Origin of the sequence: Brevibacterium sp. p3-SID960 (assembly GCF_025144725.1) — a bacterium.
Lineage (GTDB): Bacteria > Actinomycetota > Actinomycetes > Actinomycetales > Brevibacteriaceae > Brevibacterium.
Window position 1 is genome coordinate 1 of record NZ_JALXKS010000020.1, and the last position, 21,344, is coordinate 21,344.

Annotated in this window: 22 protein-coding genes; 3 read left to right on the forward strand and 19 right to left on the reverse strand. The window is 67.4% G+C overall.

Going from position 1 to position 21,344, the window contains the following annotated elements; genetic code table 11:
• Nucleotides 1-55: 55 nt before the first annotated feature.
• The 11 genes from rplS to M3B11_RS07515 all read right to left on the reverse strand — a co-directional run bounded on the left by rplS (nt 56) and on the right by M3B11_RS07515 (nt 12,905).
• The gene (gene rplS / locus M3B11_RS07465; protein ID WP_175292871.1) at nt 56-397 is read right to left on the reverse strand and encodes a 50S ribosomal protein L19; all 342 of its coding nucleotides are present in this window, start codon (nt 395-397) and stop codon (nt 56-58) included.
• A gap of 202 nt (nt 398-599) precedes the next feature.
• Nucleotides 600-1,532, reverse strand: coding sequence for a tRNA (guanosine(37)-N1)-methyltransferase TrmD (gene trmD, locus M3B11_RS07470; RefSeq protein ID WP_259876430.1), 933 nt, complete (start codon nt 1,530-1,532; stop codon nt 600-602).
• The gene (rimM, locus tag M3B11_RS07475) at nt 1,532-2,065 is read right to left on the reverse strand and encodes a ribosome maturation factor RimM (protein WP_259876444.1); all 534 of its coding nucleotides are present in this window, start codon (nt 2,063-2,065) and stop codon (nt 1,532-1,534) included. The genes trmD and rimM overlap by 1 nt, the downstream gene beginning before the upstream one ends.
• Before the next feature lie 23 nt (nt 2,066-2,088).
• Nucleotides 2,089-3,375: an amino acid permease gene (locus tag M3B11_RS07480; protein ID WP_259876446.1), complete on the reverse strand. Its 1,287-nt coding sequence runs from the start codon at nt 3,373-3,375 to the stop codon at nt 2,089-2,091.
• Between the two features lie 239 nt (nt 3,376-3,614).
• Nucleotides 3,615-3,845 carry an RNA-binding protein gene (locus tag M3B11_RS07485; RefSeq protein WP_102162568.1) on the reverse strand — a complete coding sequence of 77 codons (231 nt, stop codon included), beginning with the start codon at nt 3,843-3,845 and terminating at the stop codon, nt 3,615-3,617.
• Between the two features lie 2 nt (nt 3,846-3,847).
• Nucleotides 3,848-4,324: a 30S ribosomal protein S16 gene (gene rpsP / locus M3B11_RS07490; RefSeq protein ID WP_259876456.1), complete on the reverse strand. Its 477-nt coding sequence runs from the start codon at nt 4,322-4,324 to the stop codon at nt 3,848-3,850.
• A 195-nt stretch (nt 4,325-4,519) separates the two neighbouring features.
• Nucleotides 4,520-6,139: a signal recognition particle protein gene (gene ffh / locus M3B11_RS07495; protein WP_102162566.1), complete on the reverse strand. Its 1,620-nt coding sequence runs from the start codon at nt 6,137-6,139 to the stop codon at nt 4,520-4,522.
• A 133-nt stretch (nt 6,140-6,272) separates the two neighbouring features.
• Entirely contained in the window at nt 6,273-7,433 is a 1,161-nt protein-coding gene (gene ftsY, locus M3B11_RS07500; RefSeq protein ID WP_259876464.1) for a signal recognition particle-docking protein FtsY, read from the reverse strand.
• A gap of 146 nt (nt 7,434-7,579) precedes the next feature.
• Nucleotides 7,580-7,972: a hypothetical protein gene (locus tag M3B11_RS07505; protein WP_259876466.1), complete on the reverse strand. Its 393-nt coding sequence runs from the start codon at nt 7,970-7,972 to the stop codon at nt 7,580-7,582.
• Nucleotides 7,973-8,102: 130 nt separating this feature from the next.
• Nucleotides 8,103-11,693 carry a chromosome segregation protein SMC gene (smc, locus tag M3B11_RS07510; RefSeq protein WP_259876471.1) on the reverse strand — a complete coding sequence of 1,197 codons (3,591 nt, stop codon included), beginning with the start codon at nt 11,691-11,693 and terminating at the stop codon, nt 8,103-8,105.
• Nucleotides 11,694-11,903: 210 nt separating this feature from the next.
• A complete protein-coding gene (locus M3B11_RS07515; RefSeq protein WP_259876472.1) occupies nt 11,904-12,905 on the reverse strand; it encodes a hypothetical protein in 1,002 nt (333 codons plus the stop codon).
• Nucleotides 12,906-13,309: 404 nt separating this feature from the next.
• Between M3B11_RS07515 and M3B11_RS07520 the strand changes: the two genes are divergently transcribed.
• Nucleotides 13,310-13,579, forward strand: coding sequence for a type II toxin-antitoxin system Phd/YefM family antitoxin (locus tag M3B11_RS07520; RefSeq protein ID WP_102162562.1), 270 nt, complete (start codon nt 13,310-13,312; stop codon nt 13,577-13,579).
• Nucleotides 13,580-13,834 (forward strand): Txe/YoeB family addiction module toxin, encoded by a 255-nt coding sequence (locus M3B11_RS07525; RefSeq protein WP_170273404.1) that lies wholly within the window; start codon nt 13,580-13,582, stop codon nt 13,832-13,834.
• 72 nt (nt 13,835-13,906) lie between these two features.
• Here the strand turns inward: M3B11_RS07525 and M3B11_RS13305 are convergent, their stop codons facing one another.
• The 6 genes from M3B11_RS13305 to merA all read right to left on the reverse strand — a co-directional run bounded on the left by M3B11_RS13305 (nt 13,907) and on the right by merA (nt 18,533).
• Nucleotides 13,907-14,149, reverse strand: a complete 243-nt coding sequence (locus M3B11_RS13305) for a zinc finger domain-containing protein (protein ID WP_311197733.1) — start codon at nt 14,147-14,149, stop codon at nt 13,907-13,909.
• A 479-nt stretch (nt 14,150-14,628) separates the two neighbouring features.
• The gene (locus tag M3B11_RS07530) at nt 14,629-15,546 is read right to left on the reverse strand and encodes a cytochrome c biogenesis CcdA family protein (protein WP_259876476.1); all 918 of its coding nucleotides are present in this window, start codon (nt 15,544-15,546) and stop codon (nt 14,629-14,631) included.
• 3 nt (nt 15,547-15,549) lie between these two features.
• Entirely contained in the window at nt 15,550-16,077 is a 528-nt protein-coding gene (locus M3B11_RS07535; RefSeq protein ID WP_259876478.1) for a TlpA disulfide reductase family protein, read from the reverse strand.
• Nucleotides 16,074-16,370: a hypothetical protein gene (locus tag M3B11_RS07540; protein ID WP_092107224.1), complete on the reverse strand. Its 297-nt coding sequence runs from the start codon at nt 16,368-16,370 to the stop codon at nt 16,074-16,076. The genes M3B11_RS07535 and M3B11_RS07540 overlap by 4 nt, the downstream gene beginning before the upstream one ends.
• Nucleotides 16,371-16,399: 29 nt before the next feature.
• Entirely contained in the window at nt 16,400-17,062 is a 663-nt protein-coding gene (gene merB, locus M3B11_RS07545) for an organomercurial lyase MerB (protein ID WP_092107222.1), read from the reverse strand.
• A 49-nt stretch (nt 17,063-17,111) separates the two neighbouring features.
• Entirely contained in the window at nt 17,112-18,533 is a 1,422-nt protein-coding gene (gene merA / locus M3B11_RS07550; protein ID WP_144588263.1) for a mercury(II) reductase, read from the reverse strand.
• 104 nt (nt 18,534-18,637) lie between these two features.
• On the opposite strand from merA, the gene M3B11_RS07555 reads away from it, so the two are divergent.
• Complete coding sequence (locus M3B11_RS07555; RefSeq protein WP_070436137.1) at nt 18,638-19,027, forward strand: heavy metal-responsive transcriptional regulator; 390 nt, start codon at nt 18,638-18,640, stop codon at nt 19,025-19,027.
• A 327-nt stretch (nt 19,028-19,354) separates the two neighbouring features.
• Here M3B11_RS07555 and mutM read toward each other — a convergent pair whose 3' ends face one another.
• Together mutM and M3B11_RS07565 are read right to left on the reverse strand one after the other, a co-directional pair.
• Nucleotides 19,355-20,194, reverse strand: a complete 840-nt coding sequence (gene mutM / locus M3B11_RS07560) for a bifunctional DNA-formamidopyrimidine glycosylase/DNA-(apurinic or apyrimidinic site) lyase (protein ID WP_259876486.1) — start codon at nt 20,192-20,194, stop codon at nt 19,355-19,357.
• On the reverse strand, nt 20,187-21,173 hold the full coding sequence (locus tag M3B11_RS07565; protein ID WP_259876487.1) for a DNA-formamidopyrimidine glycosylase family protein: 987 nt from the start codon (nt 21,171-21,173) through the stop codon (nt 20,187-20,189). Before M3B11_RS07565 ends, mutM begins: the two co-directional genes overlap by 8 nt.
• Nucleotides 21,174-21,344 lie beyond the last annotated feature (171 nt).

Below are 21,344 nucleotides of genomic sequence, written 5' to 3' on the forward strand. Positions count from 1 at the left end.
CGCGACTGTGCAGTCGCGCCCTTCACCGGTGTCATGGTCTCGCTGTGGCGAGTGATCAGCGCTTCTCGCGGATGCGCGCTGCCTTGCCGCGCAGGTTGCGCAGGTAGTACAGCTTCGCGCGGCGCACGATGCCGCGAGAGACGACGTCGATGCGCTCGACGGTCGGCGAGTGGAGCGGGAAGGTGCGCTCAACGCCGACGCCGAAGCTGATCTTGCGCACGGTGAAGGTCTCCGAGATACCGGCACCCTGACGGCGGATGACGACACCCTTGAACATCTGGATACGCGAGCGGCTGCCCTCGATGACGCGAACGGCGACGTCAACGGTGTCGCCTGCGCGGAACTCGGGGAGGTCCGTCTTCATCGACTTCTTGTCGACGATGTCAAGCTTCTGCATGATGTGTTCTCCTGTGTGCTCGCCTCGGGTCGGCACAGCTTCGATCAGCCCGACGCTCGGCCGGTGATGAGATGGGTTCGTCTGCCGGAACTGCTGTTCCTCTGCTGCGCTCACCTGCTGGCATGATCCTCATGGGCTAACGGTGGGCGCTGGCACCTGCTCCCCCGGGGCAGATCAGTGCCAACAAACGCAATGCCCTATCTTAGCCGCCGGGTCCGCCGGGCTCAACTTCGCGTGCGGCCTCGGTGAGCGCCTGACGGTCGCGGGTGTCGAGTGCCTCGTCGGGGAGACCGGCGAGCAGGTCGGGGCGCGTGCGCTGGGTGCGGATGAGCCGCTGGTCGCGCCGCCACCTCGCGATCGCAGCGTGGTTGCCTGACAGCAGCACGTCGGGCACCGGGTGTCCGCGCCAATCGGCGGGTTTGGTGTAGACGGGGTATTCGAGCAGCCCGTCTTCGTAGCTCTCCTCGACCAGTGACTCCGGGTTGCCCATGAATCCGGGGATGAGGCGGGCGACGGCTTCGATGATGACAAGTGCGGCGACCTCGCCGCCGTTGAGCACGTAGTCGCCGATCGAGACGAGTTCGACGTCGAAGTCGCCTCCTGCCCAGTCGATGACCCGCTGGTCGATGCCCTCATAGCGGCCGCAGGCGAACACCAGATGCGACCGGACGGCCAGCCGGCGGGCATCGGCCTGGGTGAAGGGGGCACCGGCCGGTGAGGGGACGATGAGCACCGGCTTCTCCCCCGCCTCGGCAGCGGCATCCGTGGCCGAGGCGGTGGTCGCCTGGGTGCCGTCGCTCGACCGTGCCAGGTCGGTCCCCTCTGCCAGGTCGGTCCCCTCTGTCAGGCCGGCCCGCTCTGCCAGGTCGGTCCCCCCTGTCAGGCCGGCCCGCTCTGCCGGGTCGGCCAGCCCAGCAACGTGGCTGAGTGTCTGCGCCCATGGTTCGGGCTTCATCACCATGCCGGCACCGCCGCCGTAGGGGGTGTCGTCGACAGTGCGGTGCCGGTCGGTCGTCCAGTCGCGCAGGTCGTGGATGCCGACGTCGAGGAGACCTGCGGCCATCGCCTTGCCAGTCAGCGAGAGCTCAAGCGGGGCGAGATAGTCGGGGAAGATCGAGATGACGTCGATGCGCATCAGTCGTCGAATCCCGGGATGAGGCCGGCGGGCGGGGTGAGCACAATGCGCCCGGCGTCGATGTCGACGTCCGGGACGATCTCGGCGACGAAGGGCACGAGGATCTCCTCATCGGAGTCGCTGCGCTCGACCTGCTGGGCGGATGGCGTGATGTGCAGCAGGTCCTGCGCAGCTCCGGGGCTGACCCCGGAGACCTTCCCGATGCAGTGTTCGCCGATGAGCGCCTCAGCACCGATGAGGTCGTCGATGTACCAGGCGTCCTCATCGTCGTCATCGGTGTCGTCGGCGTCGACGGTGATGAGGGTGTTGCGGATCTCCTCGGCCCGGTTCCGGTCAGGCACCTCGGCGAAACTGAGCAGCAGCCGGTCGCGGTGCCAGCGGGCGCGGGTGAGCGTCAGCGGGCCGATATCGGGCTCGGTGCCGAACACCGCCTCAGGGACGAAGCGCTCATCTGGATCATCGGTGCGGACTTCGACGGTCATCTCGCCGCGGATGCCGTGCGGTTTGCCCAGGCGGGCGACTACTGTGCTCATGATTCCAACGGTATCGCAGCCGCTCACGTCCAGCCGTTGGGCACGAGCCCGATGATCGTCAGCAGCGAACAGACGAAGGCGCCGGTGAACACGGTGATCATGGCGATGCGGATGGCCGGGTGGGCGACCCAGCCGGCCTGCCACGCTGGTTCGAGGTCGCCGGTGCGCCGGGCACGGGTAAGCATGAGCACGGGGACGACCGCCATGACCGCACCGGCGAAGGCGCCTGCGTAGCCGAGAGCGGAGACGAATCCGGCCAGCCCGATCAGGCCGATGGCGAACGGGACCAGACAGGCTGCGGCGATCGAGATCGCGCGGTGTCGGTAGTTGCTCTCCTGCAGGTTGAAGCGGTCGAGGATGTTCGTGTGCAGGGTCAGACCGAGCGCCCAGAACGAGGTGAGCATCGCCAGCGCGGCGAAGATGTTCGCTAGATAGTAGGCGATGGGGCCCAGCTGCTGGCCCCAGCCGAGGGTGACGACCGGGGTCAGTCCGTCGTGGCCCATGAGCCCGAGCGCCGAAAGCGGGATGAGAGCGAGCAGCGTGCCGGTGGCGACCATGCCGGTGACGATGGCGCGCGGGAGCATGCGCGGGTTGTGTTCGGCCAGGCCGCGGGCGAGTTCGGGCACGATGTACTGGGCGAGGAAGGCGAAGACGGTGAGGTTGACGATCGGGATGATGAAGTAGGGCTCGAAGTACGTCAGGTTGGCGATGTCGATGCCGGGGCCGAACAGCGTCCAGGCGACGAGGCTCAGGCAGATGATGAGCATCGTGGTGGTGATGAGCTGCTCGGACCGGCCAGTGGCGTGCAGACCGAACCAGATGACGGTGATGCCGGGGATGAGGAAGATGAGGCTGCCAAGCGTCGGTGAGATACCGAGCAGGTTCGACAGGATCTCCCCGGAGCCGGTCGAGTAGGCGATCATCGCCCCGTAGCCGTTGACCAGGACGCCTGCGAAGACGAGCCAGGACCCGGCCTGGCCGATGTAGCGGCGGGCGAGGCCGGCCAGCTGCATGGGCTTGCGGGTGCGCAAGGCGACCTCGGCGACGTAGAGCATCGAACAGGTGGTGAGGAAGCCCGAGAGGACGAGGGCGATGACGAGGGCAGTGAACCCGCCTTCGCGCATGCCGTAGGGCAGGCTGAGGATGCCGGCGCCGATGTTCGTGCCGAAGATCATCGCCACGCCCTGCCAGAACGTGATCGAGACCCGCTTGAGGCTGCCCTCCGCACCCGAGGTGGTGGTCACGGCGGTGGTGGTCGCGGGTTCGGCAGTGGATACGGCAGCAGTGCCGGCGGTGTCGTGCGGTCTCATCGTCGGGGTTGTCCTTTGTGAATGAGAACGAGCACGCACCGCACCTGGTTCAGGTGTCAGTCGTGCTCGTTCACGGCTGTCTCATCGGCCGCGTGTGCGCGGCGCTGACCAGCACTGTAGCACCGCCGTCAGCCAGGCCTGCCTGCGGGTCCCAGCCACCGCCTCGGGAGCGGATGCGAAAGCCCCGGCACCTCCCACTTGGGGTGGTGCCGGGGCTTCTCAGCTGTATGCGGCTGCGCTTATGCCTCGATGAGGTCGACGCGCACCTGTTCGCGGCCGGCGAGGGCGCTCATGACGGTGCGCAGCGCCTTGGCGGTGCGACCTGAGCGGCCGATGACGCGACCGAGATCGTCGGGGTGGACGCGGACTTCGAGCGTGGTGCCGCGCTGCGATCCGCGCGAACGCACCGAGACATCATCGGGGTTGTCGACGATGCCGCGCACGAGGTGGTCGAGAGCCTGGGAGAGCATGATCAGCTCTCTTCGCTTCCAGCCTCGGCCGATTCCTCAGCCGGGGCCTCAGCGGTCTCGTCAGCCTTGTCCTCGGCAGGTGCCTCGGCGGCCTCGTCGGACTTCTCCTCAGCCTGCTCGGCCTCGTCGTCCTTCTTGGTCTGCTTGACGACCGAGTCGGCGGCGGGGGCGGTGAAGCCCTCCTTCTCCTGCTGCGGCTTGACCGAGCTCTCGGTGCTGCCTTCGCCGGTGAACTTCGCCCAGTCGCCGGTGAGCTTCAGCAGTGCCTTGACCTGGTCGGTCGGCTGGGCGCCGACGGACAGCCAGTACTGTGCGCGCTCGGAGTCGATCTCGACGACCGAGGGCTCACGGGTCGGGTGGTAGATGCCGATCTCCTCGATCGCACGGCCGTCACGGCGGGTGCGGGAGTCGGCAACGACAACACGGTAGAAGGGTGCACGGATCTTACCCATGCGGGTGAGTCGAATCTTGACTGCCACTGTAGTGGTGTCTCCTTTTGCATGTTAGGTGCTGCAAGCGTCACCGCATCCGTGGGGATGGACTCAGCAGACGCGCGCGTGGACCGGACTGCGCTGCGGTTGAGAGGGTCCGAGCACAGTCGAGTACAAGCGAATATTCTGCCAGAAATGCGCACGCCGCGCCAACCAGAGTCAACCGGCAGGCCGGCGGGTGTGTCAGTCCTTGCCGAAGATCCCGCCGAAACCCTTGGGCAGCTTCGAGAGATCGATGTCCTCGTCCTTGTCCAGGCCGAGGTTGCCGAAGGCCGAGCCAGTCGGGGTCGGCTCCTTGCCCTCGCGCTTGAGCTGCGCGAGCTTCTCCTGCTCAGCGCGCTTGGCCGGGTTGCCGGACTTGCCGGCGGCCTTGCCCTTCTTGCCCTTCTTCTTCCGGCTGGGACCACGCCCACCGGGAGCACCGGGCAGGCCTCCCATACCGGGCATGCCTCCCATGCCGGGGGCGCCGCCGGGCTGGCCGCCCATGCCGGGCATGCCACCGCCCTTGCCCATCTGGCGCATCATCTTCTGGGCTGCCGCGAAGCGCTCCATGAGCTGGTTGACCTGGGTGACGGTGGTGCCCGAGCCCTTGGCGATGCGGGCACGGCGGGAGCCGTTGAGGATCTTGGGATTGGTGCGCTCCTGCGGGGTCATCGACTTCACGATCGCCTCGACCCGGTCGACCTCGCGCTCATCGAAGGCCTCGAGCTGCTCCTTGTACTGGCTCATGCCCGGCATCATGCCGATCATCTTCTTCAGCGAGCCCATCTTCTTCACCGCAGCCATCTGCGTAAGGAAGTCGTTGAGGTCGAAGTCCTCGCCGGCCTGGACCTTCTTCGCCAGCTTCTGCGTCTGCTCCTGGTCGAAGGTCTTCTCGGCCTGCTCGATGAGGGTGAGGATGTCACCCATGTCGAGAATGCGGTCGGCCATCCGGTCGGGGTGGAACTGCTCGAAGTCCTTCATGCCCTCGCCGGTTGAGGCGAACATGATGGGTTTGCCGGTCACCTGGGCGACGGAGAGCGCGGCACCACCGCGGGAGTCACCGTCGAGCTTGGAGAGCACAACACCGGTGAAGTCGACGCCTTCGAGGAACGCCTCAGCGGTCTGCACGGCATCCTGGCCGATCATCGCGTCGATGACGAAGAGGACCTCGTCGGGGTTGACGGCTGCGCGGATGTCAGCGGCCTGCTGCATGAGGACTTCGTCGATGCCCAGCCGGCCGGCGGTGTCGACGATGACGACGTCGTGCAGCTTCGACTTGGCCACTCCGATGGCATCGGTTGCAACCTTGACGGGGTCGCCGACACCGTTGCCGGGTTCGGGCGCGTAGGTGTAGGCGCCAGCGCGCTCACCGACGATCTGCAGCTGGTTGACGGCGTTGGGCCGCTGCAGGTCAGCAGCGACGAGCATCGGCCGGTGGCCTTCGGACTTGAGCCAGTGGGCGAGCTTTCCAGCCAGGGTGGTCTTACCGGCACCCTGAAGGCCAGCGAGCATGATGACCGTCGGCGGGCGCTTGGCGAACTGCAGGCGGCGAGTCTGGCCGCCGAGGATCGAGACGAGTTCGTCGTTGACGATCTTGACGACCTGCTGGCCCGGGTTCAGTGCCGCCGAGACCTCTGATGACAGCGCGCGTTCGCGCACATTGCCGGTGAAGGTGCGCACCACCGGCAGCGCGACGTCGGCGTCAAGCAGCGCGCGCCGGATTTCCCGGATCGTGGCATCGACATCTGCTTCGGACAGGCGGCCCTTGCCGCGCAGGTTCTTGAAGGTCGATGTCAGACGATCGGAGAGTGAATTGAACACGAAGGTCTTCAGCTTTCGTCAGAGTCAGTACTTGTCAACATCTCAGGATAACGCACGGCATCTCAGGATAACGCACGGCAGCCGCCCGCCGCATGGCCAGCGTGCCGGTCATGACGCAGCGGCTGCTCCGCGCTTATCCGGCCAGCAGAGCGTCGACGAATCCTGCCGCGTCGAAGGGTGCGAGGTCGTCAGCGCCCTCACCGAGGCCGATGAGCTTGACCGGCACGCCGAGGGCACGCTGCACGGCGACGACGATGCCGCCCTTGGCGGTGCCGTCGAGCTTGGTGAGCACGATGCCGGTGATGTGGACGGCTTCGGAGAACACCTTGGCCTGCTGCATGCCGTTCTGTCCGGTGGTCGCGTCGAGGACGAGGAGCACCTCGTCGATGTCGTGTCCCTCTTCGCTCAGCGGGCGGGAGGCCACACGCTTGACCTTGCCGAGCTCGTCCATGAGGTCGCGCTTGTTCTGCAGGCGCCCGGCGGTGTCGATGAGCACAACGTCGGTGCCGTCGACTTTGCCCTGTTCGACTGCGGCGTAGGCGACCGAGGCGGGATCGGCACCCTCTTCTCCCCTGATCGTCTCGACGCCGACGCGCTCACCCCAGGTGGTCAGCTGCTCGGCGGCCGCGGCACGGAAGGTGTCGGCTGCGCCGAGGCGCACGCTGCGGCCCTCGGCGACAAGCACGCGGGCGATCTTGCCGACCGTCGTCGTCTTGCCGGCGCCGTTGACGCCGACGACGAGCACGACGGCCGGGTCGCTGCCGGGCGTGTCGGAGTTCTCGCGTTCGACGTTGAGGCTGCGGTCCATGGTCGGGTCGACGACATTGATGAGCTCCTCGCGCAGCAGTTCGCGCACAGTGTGGGGTTCGCGGGTGCCGAGCACGCGGACGCGTTCGCGCAGCCGGTCGACGAGTTCGGTGGTGGTGTCGACGCCGAGGTCAGCCATGATGAGGGTGTCCTCGATCTCCTCCCACGTCGCCTCATCCAGGGTGTCGCGTGAGAGCAGGGCGAGCAGGCCGCGGCCGAGCGTGGAGTTCGACTTCGACAGCCGGTTGCGCAGCTTGGCCAGCCGTGTCGTGGGTTCGGTCGGCGTCTCAACGGCAACCGGCGCCTCGGCGGGCTCTTCACCGGGTTCGAGACCCGGCTCCTCGGCCAGGTCCGGCAGCTCGCTTTCAGGCGGGGCTGGCTTGCGGCGCTTCGGGACGAAGAGGAAGGCTCCGCCGATGATGAGCACGGCGGCGCCGATGAGCACGATCCACAGCAGTGAGTCTCCGGTCAGGAGGTCCACGTTCATCTCCAAACAGTAAGCGGGCCGGCCATGTGCGGCAGCGTCGGTCGGCGGTCAGTCGCGGGGAAGGTCATGATCTCAGGTGCCCAGGTCGGGCGCTTCACAGTGCACAGTGCCATGCGCGTTAGAGACTGGCAAGCTGCCACCCGGGCCTATCCGAACAGCAGGGTGATGGCAGTGCGGAAGCCCGATCCGGTCTCGGGCACCTTCCAGTGCCGGGTGCGCGGGCGGAAGGTCAGCAGCGGCGGAGCGCAGTGGCGACGCGGCTGCGGGCGCAGCACATAGGAGTGCTCGCGCATGGCCGTGACCGCAGCCTGTTCGCGGGTGGCCAGGTGCGAGGTCTCCTCGTCGTGGCCGAAGAACCCGTAGGCGTCGTCGTCGTATCCGGTCCATTCGTTCGGCAGCCGGAAACGCTGGGTCCGGTCGCTTTTGATTCGGCCTTCGGACTGCAGACCCGGCAGCGCGACGACGAGCACGATGACGAGGCCGATGAGCACCGTGGCTCCCATGCCGATGAGGACTGCGATGCCGCCGCCTATGCCCATGGCGTCTCCGAAATGGGCTGACCTGCGGGCATGGGCGGGGAGCTCCTTCTTCTACCGGTGTCCGTGTACTCGTGAACGCCCAGCACCTCGGCGATGAGCGTCCGTCCTCTTCAGTGTATATCCCCGCCTCCTACTCACTTGACGGGCCGGATGATTCGGTGCGGTGAATTCGCTGAGAGATCACCTTTGAGACGCCGTCACCGTGCATGGTGACGCCGTAGAGGGCGTCGGCGATCTCCATCGTGCGCTTCTGGTGGGTGATGACGATGAGCTGGGAGGACTCCTGCAGCTCCTGGAATACCGTGAGCAGGCGCGAGAGGTTGAGGTCGTCGAGGGCGGCTTCGACTTCGTCCATGACGTAGAACGGGCTCGGCCGGGCCTTGAAGATCGCCACGAGCATCGCGATCGCCACCAGGGAGCGCTCACCGCCGGAGAGCAGCGAGAGCCGTTTGACCTTCTTGCCGGCCGGGCGAGCGTAGACGTCGACGCCGGTGGCGAGCATGTCATCGGGTTCGGTGAGTTCGAGCCGGCCCTCGCCTCCCGGGAAGAGCCGGGAGAAGATGTCGGCGAACTCCCGCTGGGTGTCGGCGAATGCCTCGGCGAAGACGGCACGGACGTGCTCGTCGACGTCGTCGACGAGCCCCAGCAGGTCGCGCCGGCTCGTCTCGATGTCGTTGATCTGCTTTTCGAGGTAGTCGTGGCGCTCCTTGAGCGCGGCGTACTCCTCCAACGCCAGCGGGTTGACCGCGCCGATCTTCTTCAGCTCCTTTTCGGCAGCGGCATGCGCTTTCTCGACATCGGCGCGGACATAGGGCACCTCGCCGGCCGAGCCGTCGTCGTCACCGGCAGTCTCGTCCAGGACCGGCACCGGCATGTGCGGTCCGAACTGGTCGACGAGGTTCTCTGGGGACAGGCCGATATCCTCGCGTGCCCGGCGGTTGAGCTCATCAAGGGCGAGGACGAACCGCTCGCGTGCCAGCTGGGCTTGGTGTTCGGCATCAGTGACGGCGACGAGCTCTTCGGACTGGCTGACGCGGGATTCGCGCAGCCGGCGCAGCTCGTCGTCGAGCTGTTCGTGCCGGGTCTTCGATTCGGCCAGTTCGGCCTCGGCGCGGGCTTCGATGTCCTTGAGCCGGGTGGCGAGCGCATCGGCGAGTCGTTCGATGACGCGGGCGGATTCTGCCTGGGCGCGCCGCCGTGCTGCGGCCCGGGCGGCTTGGGCGCGGGCGTCCTCCTCTTGCTTGGCTGCCCGTTCGAGGCCGCGGATCCGGTCGGTAAGGAAGCCGACGCGGTCGCTGAGTCCGCGTTCGGCGATGCGGGCTTCCATCACCTCATCGCCAAGTCCTGCGACGCGTGCGGCGAGTCGGTCGCGTTCGCTCGTGTCCGGTTCGTCCTCGACGTGGTCGGTGTTGGCCCGCAGAGCGGTTTCGGCGCGTTCGAGTTCGGCTTCGGCCTTCGCGATGTCGTCGCTGATCCTGCTGCGGGTCTCCCCGGTGCCGGCGAGGGTTGTGCTCAGACGCTGGACTTCCTCTGCTGCGCGGGAGACTTCCTGACCGACGGCCACGATCTGCGCATCGGAGGCATACAGCTTCTCCAGCGCCTCGTCCACTGCGGTCTGAGCCTGGCTGATGCCGGGTTCGGCATCAGCCAGGCGCTTCTCGACGGCGGCCAGCGACTGGTCGAGTGCCTCGACCTTCTCGACGGTTTCGACCAGCGCCTGGCGTGAGGCGATGCGCGCGCCCTCACCGGAGCTGGCCCGGGCCACCCGGAAGGGTGAGAACACCTCACCGGCCGGGGTGACGAAGGTCTTTCCGCCGGCGTCGCGGGCGCGTGCGGCGGCGGTGTCTGCGGAGTCGACAACGATGACCTCGCCGAGGCTGGCCCTCAGCAGTGCCGCCAGGCCGGGGTGGCTGGTGGAGACGAGGTCGAGTGCTGCCATTCCGCGGCTCAGATCGGAGGCTTCCGCTCCCGAGGCGGTGGTCGCCGGTGCACCCGTCTTGCCCGTGGCAGCGTTCGGCGGTCCGGCGACGACGAGGTCGACGTCGGTGTCCTCGCCGACGTGGGTGAGCACGGCGAGCGCGGCATCGATGTCGTCGACGACGACAGCTCCGGCGAGTTCGCCGAGGACAGCGGTGATCGCGGTTTCGCAGCCGGGGGTGATGTCGAGCTGATCGCCGACGGCACTCTGGATGCCGGGCAGTCCGCTGTCGAGCAGCTCAGCGGTCTCGGCGGCCAGCCGGGTGCTCATCTGCAGCGCCTCGACCCGGGCCTTGGCCTGGCCGAGTTCGGTGCGGATCTCGTCGCGTTCAGCTTCGTCCAGCGACTTCGTCTCCTGCAGAGCGTTGAGCTTCTCAAGTGCCGCTTCGTGGGCTTCGTCGAGCGCGGTCTCCCCGGATTCGGTGTCCTGCGCCTGCTGCTGCGCTGAGGCCAGTGCCGTCTTCGCCTCGTCGAGCCTGCTGGTGAGGGACGATTCCTGTTCGTCGAGGCCTGCGAGCTGGCGTTGGGCATCGGCGAGGGTCTTGCGGGCGACATCGCGGGCGGATTCGACGCTGGAGCGCTCCCGCAGCCGCTGGGCGATGCGCTGCCGCTGGACGGTGAGCTGCTGCTCGGCTTCCTCGAGCTTCCCCGCCGCTTCATCGCGCCGGGTGGTGAGCTCGGCGAGTTCGGCGGCTTTCTGCTTGTGATCGGCTGCCACGGTTTCGAGTTCCTCTTCGAACTTCGCAGCCCTGGCACGGATCGCATCGGGGCTGTCGCCGCCGCTGCGTTCGACCGGGGCCTGTTCGAGGAACCCGATCCGGTCGCCTGCCCGCTGGGCCAGCGCGATGGCGCGGGTGGCGCGGTTGCCGGCGGTGCGCAGCCGGGTGCGGATCGCCTCGGCGCCGGAGTCGTGGTCACGCAGCTGTGTTTCGACCGCGCGGATCCGCTCGTCGATGTCGGTGAGTGCGGCCTGCAGCTGTTCGCGGCGCTGCTGGGAGTCCTCGGGCCCGGTGATGGTCTCCAGCCGGGCCTGGACTTGGACGATGTCGTCGGCGAGCAGCCGGGCGGCGGTGTCGCGCAGGGTGGCCTGCACGACGGCGGCGCGTTTGGCTGCTTTGGCCTGCCGGCCGAGCGGGCCGAGCTGCCGGGCGAGTTCGGCGCGCAGGTCGGCGACCCGATCGAGGTTGGTCTGCAGACCGGTGAGCTTGCGCAGCGCCTTGTCCTTGCGGCGGCGATGCTTGAGCACCCCGGCTGCCTCTTCGATGAAGCCGCGGCGCTCGAGTGGGTCGGCGTGCAGGATCTGGTCGAGCCGGCCCTGCCCGACGATGACGTGCATCTCCTTGCCCAGACCGGAGTCGTTGAGCAGCTCCTGGATGTCGAGCAACCGGGCCGACGCACCATTGACGGCGTACTCGCTGCCGCCGGTGCGGAACAGCGTCCGGGAGATCGTCACCTCGGTGTACTCGATCGGAATCGCACCGTCGGTGTTGTCGATCGTCAGCGACACCTCGGCGCGTCCGAGGGCCTGCCGAGAGGAGGTGCCGGCGAAGATGACGTCGTCCATCTTCCCGCCGCGCAGATTCTTCGCCCCCTGCTCCCCCATCACCCAGGCCAGCGCGTCGACGACGTTGGACTTGCCCGAGCCGTTGGGCCCGACGACACAGGTGATGCCGGGTTCGAAGGCGAGCGTGGTGGCTGAGGCGAAGGACTTGAAACCGCGCAGCGTCAGCGACTTCAGGTACATCGCCTCAGCTCCTCTCGACGGTCCGTTGTGCCCCTGCGTCCACCCTGCCGGTGGGGACAGGCGGGGATTCTCCCCGAAAGTCTACCGTTCAGCCTGGTAGCGGGGATCTGACCAGTCTGATTGGGGGCGGACCGCACCAGTCTGATTGGGGGCTGGCGATCGGGGATCTCTTCCGCGGTGGAGGGATGCAGACGCTGTTGTCTGCGGGAGTCAGGCGCTGATCTCCTTCGGCGGCACCGCTGCGGCCAGAGCACCGCCGACGGTGTGTCCCCACATTGCGGGAAGCGCTGTGGGAAAGATCCGAAGCGCATCCGCCTCGCCCACGCGAGCACTTGTCGCCACGATCGCACCGCGCCCTGACGGCACACCTTCAACGTAGATCGACGGCGGTTCCTCACCACGTTCGATCTGGGCGAGAGCGAGCCGGAGACGGTCGGAGAGGTACGAGACGTCAGCTGGGGCGAAGTGGTCTGCGATTCGCGACGCATAGGCTTCCACTGTGACCCCGGAATGGGTGTCCATCCCGAGCTGCTCGGCTGTCTGCAGGACGAGGGCGTGGATCCACTCCGTGACAGCGCCGTTGGACAGCGCTGTCACACGCAGCGTGTCGGGCTGGCCGGACGCATCGTGGACTTCGAAGAGCGCGAAGAGAGCGTCACCCATCAGATCGTGGCGCGTCGTCGAGGACAGCCTCAGGTGGACATCGGACATGCCGTTGATCGCAGCGGAATGCACCCCGGCTGCAACTGACGTCCGATTGTTCGCGGCGTAGCCCAGGCCGAAGGACTGGCCGAACATGCTGAATTGATGCGCGAGGGTCCCCCGAGCTTCACCAGCGGTCTTCTCGTCGAAGTGGCGCTCGACCTCCAGCACACGATGAGTATCGAGCCGCATCACTGCGTCAGACGAATACGCTTCTGTCGCTGCTCGTGCCAGAAGCTGCTCGGCATGAGCGGCCAGTGAGTTCGCAGTTGCCCAGTCATCGCGATTGATGCGCCTGGCCCGCATTTCACTGGTGACTCCCACCAGCAAGAGGATGAGACCGACGACCCACACAACCCAGGTCGGCGAGAGGACGAACAGTGCCGCGGCACCTCTATCGGAACCTGCGAATGCAACCGCGAGCGCAATGATGAAGATGAGGATCGCGACGAGCAGGGAGCCGACGACAAGTGACTTACGGTGCAGGTGGCGGCGCGCACGGCAGCACATCAGGGGTGGAGTGCATATCTTTGATCATATGCGGTCGCGAGCCGTATTCGGTGAATCCCCGGGGCAGGCCTTGCCCTTCAGTGGGATCAATGCGCCTTGCCGGCACCGATCACGCCAGCAGTCCAGCCGCTCGAGGACTTGAAACCGCGCAGCGTCAGCGACTTCAGGTACATCGCCTCAACTCCTCTCTGTGGTCGGGGCCTGTGTCATGCCTGCGGTGACATTGTGTGAAAATCTGCCCTCTGAGCAGACGCGCCGGTCCTGACCAGCCGCAACAGCTTCGGAGGATCGCGGATCCGCGTGGGTTGCTCGAACGCTGCGAGCGCGAGGACTGACGCTCTATAGAGCCTCTGTTACGTGGTACCATTAACCAGTACCACTCATTCGAGGGAAGGAAGCGGCCCATGTCCATCAGCGCTAGCGAAGCCCGCAAGACCCTGTTCCCCCTCATCCAGCGCGTCAACGATGACCGGGAGGCCGTGGAGATCGTCTCCCGGAAGGGCAACGCCGTCCTCATGCCAGCCGACGAGTACTCTGCATGGCAGGAGACCGCCTACCTGTTCCGCTCGCCCGCAAACGCCCGTCGGCTGCTCGATTCCTACGAGCGCGCCACCTTGGGCAGGACCGAGGTGCACGAACTTGACCGCACCGACGATGCGGACAGGGGCGCCTGAGTGCGCCTGGTCTGGGACAGGTCCGCCTGGGAGGACTACACGTACTGGCAGACTGCTGACCGGAAGGTCCTCAAGCGAATCAATACGCTCATCGATGCCTGCCTGCGCGAGCCCTTCGCCGGGATCGGCAAGCCGGAGCAGCTCAAGTACGGCGCTCAGGGGGCCTGGTCGCGTCGGATCACTGAGGAGCACAGGCTTGTGTATCTTGTCGACGGTGACGACGTGGTGATCTTGCAGGCTCGCTACCACTACTGAGTTTGATCACTGGAGAGTTCGACTTCGGCATGGGCGGCTCGCTCGTGCCAGAGCCCGGCCTCACGTGCAGGCTCAGCGCTGTGGTTTCTGGCACTGCAGGCAGATGTGTGTGCCGCGGCCGCCGACGACGAGGCGGGTGATGAGGGTGCCGCAGCGCAGGCACGGCTGCCCGGTGCGGCCGTAGACGCCGAGCGACCGGTCGAAGTAGCCCGACTTCCCACGATAGATACATTGAAAAACTAGGAGCCTCTGAAGGTGGCGTTTCCGCTGGTCAGAGGATACTTCACGGTGCGACGACGCGTGAAGGACGCGCACTGCCTACACACCAGAGTACGGCCTCAGGACTTCAACATGTCAACGGCCCGGTCGAAGGAAGAATCGGGCATCCGTGACCGTGCGCACAGGATGCCTCCGCCAACGAAGATGGGCACTGCGTCGGCTACGACGCAGTGCCGGCCTCCCCTTCTCTTCTTCTCTTGGCGTCCTGTTCGAGCAGGTGGTCCGTGAAGACCTTGGCGATGAACGTCGTCTGCTCCCGCGTCAGCGGCGGCGCGGCCTGGCGGATCTTCCGGACGTGCTCGGCGTGCGCGGTCAGGCCGAACGCCCGGGTCCAGGTCGGAGACCCGGATCAGCGTCTTGATGACCATGCGTCCGTCGCGTCCGTCCACCTTCTCGGTCCGGGCTGGGAGCCTGCCCTGCCAGACGCGCCGCCAGCTGCTCTTGCTGCAGCCGTGGCGCTCTGCCGAGGCGGCGACGTCGAGCCATTCGTCCACGGCCATCGGCCAGGGTTGTGGTCACTCGGTTTCTGCGCTCTGGCGGTCGTCGGCAGAGCGCGCTGGCTCCGGGGCGCAGCAGTCTGCCTCAGTCTTCCGGAGGCTGGCGCGGCGGCGACGGCTGAGGGTCCCGATCAGCAGCACGACGATCACGGCGGCGACGGACACTCCGGTGACGACACCGACGTGTCCTTGGACCCAGCCCGACACCGCAGTGGCGACTCCGGCGACGGCGTTGGTGCGACTGGAGGCGGCAGCGTCGCCGGTGGCGGCCGGGTACCAGTACCAGGCCAGATAGGCACCGGCGAGTACGAGGACGAAGGCAGTAATCCTGGGCCCATAGCGCGCCAGCGATGCGATGCGTCGCGACAGCGCCGAACCTGCTGCGGCGGCGGCAACGGCGACGATCAGCAAGACGGTGGCAGAGCCCGCGGCGTACACGCCGAACACGAGGAGCAGCCCTGCGAAGCTGGCTGTGGCCTGGGCCTGCGCGATGACGGCCAGGAGTACGCCGAAGGTGCACGACAGCGACGCCACGGCGTAGCCGACCCCGAAGAGGACCATGCGTGCGGTGCTCGGAGGGCGGTCCGTGACTCGGGAAGGGATGCTGGGCAGTCGGAGCGAGAAAGACCGGCCTGTCAGCATCGCCGCGCCGAACAGGACGAGCACGACGCCGACGGCGAGCCCCAGCACGGGAGCGGCCTGGATCAGGCTCCGCGCTCCGGCGCTCACAGCGATGCCTGCCAGCGCGAGCGTTCCCGCGAACCCGATGGTCACCGCGACGCCGGCACGCAGCGACCGCAGGAGTCGCACCGGTGCCGGGGAGGAGGAGGCGTCCCCGAGCGCGTGGGTGATCCACGCCGGGAGCAGGGCAAAGCCGCAGGGATTGACCGGGGCGATCATCCCGGCGGCGAAAGCGAGCGCGAGAAGTCCACCCATGGCTCAGGCCCCGGCCTTCTCGAGCTCGGCGACGATCGTGCCGGCGGCGGGGTCGGTGGCGCGGAATGTCACCTTGCCGTCGGCGTCGACGATGATCAGGGTGGACAGCGCGGCGACGTCGAAGCGCTGCGACAGGACCGCGCCCTCGTCGATGGCGGCGGGGACGTGTTCGGCCTCGACGTACTCCATGAAGCCCTCAATGGTCTCCTTGGGCTCGCGCGGATCCATGTCGACGGCGAGGAACTGTGCATCAGTGCCGTTGTCCTCGGCGCTGGCGGCGGCTTCACCGAGGGACCGGACGCCGCCGACGCATTCGCCGCAGCCGACGGAGAAGAAGAACACGGCGGTGGGCTTCCCAGCGGCTGGCAGGCTGACCTGCTGGCCGTCGATACTGGTCACGGGTGCGGGCGAGCCGGCGTCCGCGGAGGACCCGTCCTCGTCGGCGCTACCACAGGCACTCAAGGCCAGAGAACCCACGATCAGGAGGCCTGCGAGCGAAAGGGTTGTGCGGCGGGTGAGGGATATCGTCATCGGTTCTGGTCGTCCTTCGGGTCTGCGGGCTGGGCGGGGTCGGTGGTCGGGCAGCAGTCGGGTCCGGTGCGGCCGTGGTGGGCTCGGCGACGGGCGACGACCAGCAGGACGAGCGCGACGAGCGCGATGCCCGCGCCGATCACCCAGGGGTTGCCGAGGAGGCCTCCGACGCCGGCGAGCACTCCCCCGGCTATGAGCAGTGGCAGTGCGCAGCAGAGGGCCATGAGCAGCACGGCTCCTGCCCCGAAGAGCAGGCCTCCGCCACCTGGCCGGTCATAGTGTTCTGATGTCATCTGTATCTCGAATCTCTCGAAGTCTTGGGTCAGCAGCAGCGGCGGCAGTCGTCGGCCGCCGAGACATCACCCTGGGACCGGTCGAGCAGGCGCGCGGCGAGTTCGGCTCCGATCCGATGCGCCTCGGCCACCGGCACCGCCTCGGCCCCGGGATGCTCGGCGAGCCACTCGGCAGCGTCGCCAACAGAGGTGAAGTAGTGCACCTGGTTGCAGAACGACGATCGGATCGAGGTGATCTGGTCCGGATTCATCAGCGAGACCACGGCAGTGGCGGGCTCGATGCTTATGGCTCCGGCGACCGGATCGACGGCGACGCGGATCATCTCGCCGCTGGCCGGGGAGACCGACTCCACGCGCGCTGGGCGGCCGAGAAGCGCCGGGAAGACCAGGGTGTCCAGCGCGCACCAGGTGTAGAGCCCTTCTCCTGACGCGGTGAACCGGTGCGGGGTGGGCCGCAGGGTGAGGCCCTGGCCGACGATCCGACCCAGGTCGTCGTACTCGGTGTCGGGCACCGCTGCCAGCCTGGTCCTGACCTGCTCGGGTGTGCGGCCCGCGGCCGTGGCGAGCTGCTCGACCGTGACGGGATCGCCGTCGGCGAGAAGCCGAAGCAGCGGGACGAGCAGGCCGGGGTCGAGACCCGTCTCCTCGGTGCGGCCGAGCCGCTCGGGAAGTTGCTTACTGAGGTCGGACATTGCGGGTTCCTCCAGTTCTGAATGCGGGCGGTGTGCTGTCGCGGGGTTCTCACGCGCAGCAGGAGAGCTTCGAGACGTCGGTGGTGAAGGCCTTGGCGGCGATCCGGATGCCCTCGGCCATGGTCAGGTACGGAGCCCAGGCGTCGGCGACCTCGGCGATGGTCTTGCCGAGCACGTGGACCCCGGCGGCGGCCAGCTCCCCCGCGTCCTTGGCGACCGCGGTCAGCCCCAGGATCTCCCCGGTGTCCGCGTCGGCGACCATCTTGATGAAGCCGCGGGTGTCGCGATTGACCAGCGCGCGGGGCACGTAGTGCAGGGGCAGGACGCGGCAGTCGCAGCGGATCCCCGCCTCGAGGACCTGCTTCTCGGTCATCCCGACCGCGCCGATGGCAGGAGAGGTGAACGTCACCCGGGGCAGCCTCGCGTAGTCCACCGGCTTTTGGGCATCTGTGAACGCGTTCTCAGCCACGAGGGTGCCGTGGTGGGCGGCGACATAGACGAACTCGGGGTGCCCGGTGACGTCCCCCGCGGCCCAGACCCGGGGGTTGGACGACTGCAGCTGGTCAGAGACGACGATCTGCCCGGCGTCGCCAGTCTTCACCTCCACCGCCTCGAGGTTGAGTCCCTCGGTGACCGGCCGTCGGCCGAGCGCGACCAGAACCTGGTCGGCGCGGAAGTCCTGCGATCCGCCGGACACGTCGGCGGTGACGACGACCTGTCCGTCCGCGTCGCGGGCGACGCGGGTCGGGACCACTCGGCGGACCACTCGGATGCCCTCGTCGGAGAAGACCTCGGCCAGGGCATTGGACACCTCCAGCTCCTCCTTCGACGCCAGCCGGGAACGGACCAGCAGGGTCACCTTCGCCCCGAGACGCGCATACAGCTGGGCCTGCTCCAGCGCCACGTAGCCGCCGCCGAGCACCAGCAGCGACTTCGGCACCGCCGTCAGCTCCATCGCCGTGGTCGAGGTCAGGTACCCGGCCTCTTCCAGGCCCTCGATCGGCGGGGCCCATGGCCGGGATCCGGTCGCGACCAGGTACTGGTCAGCCTCGATGGTCCCGACGGCCCCGTCGGGTCCGACGACCTCCAGGACCGGCGCGTCGGGGGTGCCGGCGAACGAGGCGTCGCCCTTGCGGACGTGCCATCCGTACGCCTCGGCGACATCGACGTACTTCTCGCCTCGCAGGCTCTCGACCAGGTCCTGCTTGCTCCCGATCAGCGCCGGCATGTCCACCGGTTCCGCGGCCGCGACGATGCCCGGGAACCGACCAGACGCGTCCATGGCGACGTGGCGGGCCTCGGCGGCGGCGATGAGCGCCTTCGACGGCACGCAGCCGGTGTTCACGCACGTGCCGCCGAAGGTTCCGCGCTCGATCATCACCACCGACTTGCCGAGCGTGTTCGCACGGATCGCGGCGGCGAACGCTCCGCCGCCCGATCCGATGATGGCGAGGTCGTACTTCGTAGGCATCCCTGCTCCTGTCAGTCCTTGGTCTTCTGTTCCGTCATCAACTATGCTGGACCTTCCAGTACAGGGGAAGGTCAAGTACGGCCGCGACACGATCGGAGGACGGCGTGAAGATCGGGGAGCTCGCACAGGCGGCCGGCACCACGGCCAAGACCCTGAGGTTCTACGAGGAGCAGGGGCTGCTACCGCCGCCCGGCAGGACGTCGTCGGGGTACCGTGACTACCCGCCGGACGCGATCGCACGTGTCGACTTCGTCCACCGCGGCCAGGCCGCCGGCCTCACCCTCGCCCAGATCCGCCAGATCATGGACATCCGCGACGCCGGACGTGCCCCGTGCGACCACGTGCGCGACCTGCTCGACGCGCGCCTGCACGACATCGAGCAGCAGATCTCCCAGCTGTCCGCACTGCGCGACACCATCACGGACCTCCGGGACGATGCAGCGCACCCCGAGCCGGAGACCTGCAGCGCCGATCAGGTGTGTCGCTACCTGTAGGTCCTCGTCAGACGTCGAAAGTTGTGAAAGGAAGACCGTCAGTCAGCCTCGACGGCTTCGTCGATTGAACGGGTCTCATGGACCGCCGCTGCAAGTCAGTGCCCACCCCGAACTGGGCAAATCGCCCTGTCCTCACCACTGCCGGTTCGTGCCGTGGAACTGCAGTGTCCGCATCGACGCCCACGCGCGGTGCGAGAGAATACCGTGACCGGAGCGCTTCTGGAGCGACGGTGATCGTCCTACATTGACGTATCGGGAAACGAGGCGACGCCATGGCGATGTAGCCCGATCCCCTGTTTGTGATCGCGTCGCAGGCGACCGATCGAACTAGCGTTTCCGCTGGCAGACAGGGCAGAAGAAACTCGATCGGTTCATGAACTTCTCCCGCACGATCGACGTCCCGCAGCGCATGCAAGGCTGGCCAGCAAGACCGTAGGCATTCAGGCTGCGGGCAAAATAGCCGCTGCTGCCGGCCACGTCGACATAGAGGGAGTCGAACGATGTACCGCCCTGGGCAAGAGCAGCGGCCATGACCTCCCGCGCCGCATCGACCAGCGCTGAGATCCTTGGCTTGCTCAACGACGAGGCTGCCGTCTCCCCCTGCTCCTTGGCAGCCCACAGTGCCTCGTCGGCGTAGACGTTCCCGATGCCGGACACCACCGTCTGGTCCAGCAACACGCGCTTGATCCCGGTGCTCCTGGCCTTGATCCGCGCGACCGCCGCCGGCTGGTCGAACTGCGGGTCGAAGGGATCCCTCGCGATGTGGGCGATCAGCGAGGGCAGCACCGCTCCGCCCTCGTCGTACAGCAGATGGCCGAACGTGCGCTGGTCGTCGAACCGCAGATCGTGGCCTCCGTCGGTGAAGGTGAAGCGCGCCCGCTCGTGCGCGGCGACTGCGGCATCAGGGGACGAAATGAGCATCTGCCCGCTCATCCCCAGATGCATCAGCAACGCATCTGCACCGTCCAGGATCAGCCACAGGTACTTGCCGCGGCGCGCAGTCCCCGTGATCGTCGCACCGACCATCCGTGCTGCGAGATCCGCCGGACCGCCCACATGACGTCGCGCCGCACGCGGATGCAGAACAGTCGCCGAGGCGATCGTCCGGCCACGGACATGATCGTCGATCCCCCGACGCACGACCTCGACCTCAGGCAATTCAGGCACAGGCCACACCTCGCAGACTCCGCGACCCGACTTTGTGTCGGTGCGCTACTAAATGGGCTGGACCGTTGAGCTGCTTGTCCAGAGCCCTTCGTGCCAGGTCAGACCGCAATATCGCTTGTCGACGCATGGCCGATGCCCGGCACAGACAATCGCGACCTTCGTGTGCACGGCTTCCTTCGACTCGCTCTACGTCAATGTCGAGGTAGCCGGATTCGCCATTGACATTGACATACAGGGCGTCGAAGCTCGTCCCGCCCTGCTCGAGCGCTTCGAGCATCACCTCGCGCGCGGACTCCAGCACGGCCCGCACTCGGGAGATCCGCAGCCGGGCGGCGTGAGCGAGCGGATGGACTCCAGCACGATGGAGCGCCTCGTCGGCGTAGATGTTGCCGATGCCGCTGAGCACGCGCTGGTCGAGCAGCACCGATTTGATCGCTGAGCGCTTCGTCTTGACCACCCGCGCGATCGCATCGAGATCAGTGCTCTCCTCCAGCGGATCTGGGGCGATGTGCGCCATCTGTGCGGGCACCGGCAGGCGGCTCCTCCATCGGCCTGGCACGGTGAGCTCATCGATGCCGAGGTGGCCGAAGATCCGCTGGTCGACGAACCGGAGCGCGAACTCTCGGCCATCAGGTGAGAAGCAGGTGAAGTCTGCACGCGTGTGCCGGTGGACCGGGTCGCCGGGCTCGTGGATGCGGAACTGTCCGCTCATACCCAGATGGACCGACAGTGCACGCTCCGGCATCTCTCCGGTTCCGGCCAGCGGCACCCACAGGAACTTTCCGCGGCGGGCGGGCACGCCGAAACCGGCACCGGTGATGCCGGTGGCGAACGCCTCGGCGGCGGCGGGACTGATGGCGCGCTGGGAGGTGGTGCCGAGGATCCGCGGATCGTACAGACGCACTGCGTCGACGCAGGCGCCGGGCAGCCAGTCGGCCAGGCCGCGGCGGACAGACTCGACTTCGGGAAGCTCAGGCACGGAGCTCGCTCAGGCGGCCGCTGTTCTGCGGCCGCTGTTCTGCGGCCGCTGCAGTGCAGGGGCATCTCGACGATGAGCCCGACAGGCGACGTGAAGAGCAGGAAGGATCCCCGAACCAGCCGCTTGGGCGCACTGTCACCGAGCATGAAAGCGACGACGAATCCGACGCTC

Excerpts from the sequence above, each read along its gene's own strand:
- rimM (WP_259876444.1), bottom strand. The coding sequence starts at position 2,065 with ATGAGCACAGTAGTCGCCCGCCTGGGCAAACCGCACGGCATCCGCGGC.
- rplS (WP_175292871.1), bottom strand. The coding sequence starts at position 397 with ATGCAGAAGCTTGACATCGTCGACAAGAAGTCGATGAAGACGGACCTC.
- M3B11_RS07540 (WP_092107224.1), bottom strand. The coding sequence starts at position 16,370 with ATGACATCAGAACACTATGACCGGCCAGGTGGCGGAGGCCTGCTCTTC.
- M3B11_RS07520 (WP_102162562.1), top strand. The coding sequence starts at position 13,310 with ATGTCCATCAGCGCTAGCGAAGCCCGCAAGACCCTGTTCCCCCTCATC.
- ftsY (WP_259876464.1), bottom strand. The coding sequence starts at position 7,433 with ATGAACGTGGACCTCCTGACCGGAGACTCACTGCTGTGGATCGTGCTC.
- M3B11_RS07530 (WP_259876476.1), bottom strand. The coding sequence starts at position 15,546 with ATGGGTGGACTTCTCGCGCTCGCTTTCGCCGCCGGGATGATCGCCCCG.
- trmD (WP_259876430.1), bottom strand. The coding sequence starts at position 1,532 with ATGCGCATCGACGTCATCTCGATCTTCCCCGACTATCTCGCCCCGCTT.
- merB (WP_092107222.1), bottom strand. The coding sequence starts at position 17,062 with ATGTCCGACCTCAGTAAGCAACTTCCCGAGCGGCTCGGCCGCACCGAG.
- smc (WP_259876471.1), bottom strand. The coding sequence starts at position 11,693 with ATGTACCTGAAGTCGCTGACGCTGCGCGGTTTCAAGTCCTTCGCCTCA.
- M3B11_RS07480 (WP_259876446.1), bottom strand. The coding sequence starts at position 3,375 with ATGAGACCGCACGACACCGCCGGCACTGCTGCCGTATCCACTGCCGAA.
- M3B11_RS07505 (WP_259876466.1), bottom strand. The coding sequence starts at position 7,972 with ATGGGCATAGGCGGCGGCATCGCAGTCCTCATCGGCATGGGAGCCACG.
- merA (WP_144588263.1), bottom strand. The coding sequence starts at position 18,533 with ATGCCTACGAAGTACGACCTCGCCATCATCGGATCGGGCGGCGGAGCG.
- M3B11_RS07485 (WP_102162568.1), bottom strand. The coding sequence starts at position 3,845 with ATGCTCTCCCAGGCTCTCGACCACCTCGTGCGCGGCATCGTCGACAAC.
- M3B11_RS07535 (WP_259876478.1), bottom strand. The coding sequence starts at position 16,077 with ATGACGATATCCCTCACCCGCCGCACAACCCTTTCGCTCGCAGGCCTC.
- M3B11_RS07515 (WP_259876472.1), bottom strand. The coding sequence starts at position 12,905 with ATGTGCTGCCGTGCGCGCCGCCACCTGCACCGTAAGTCACTTGTCGTC.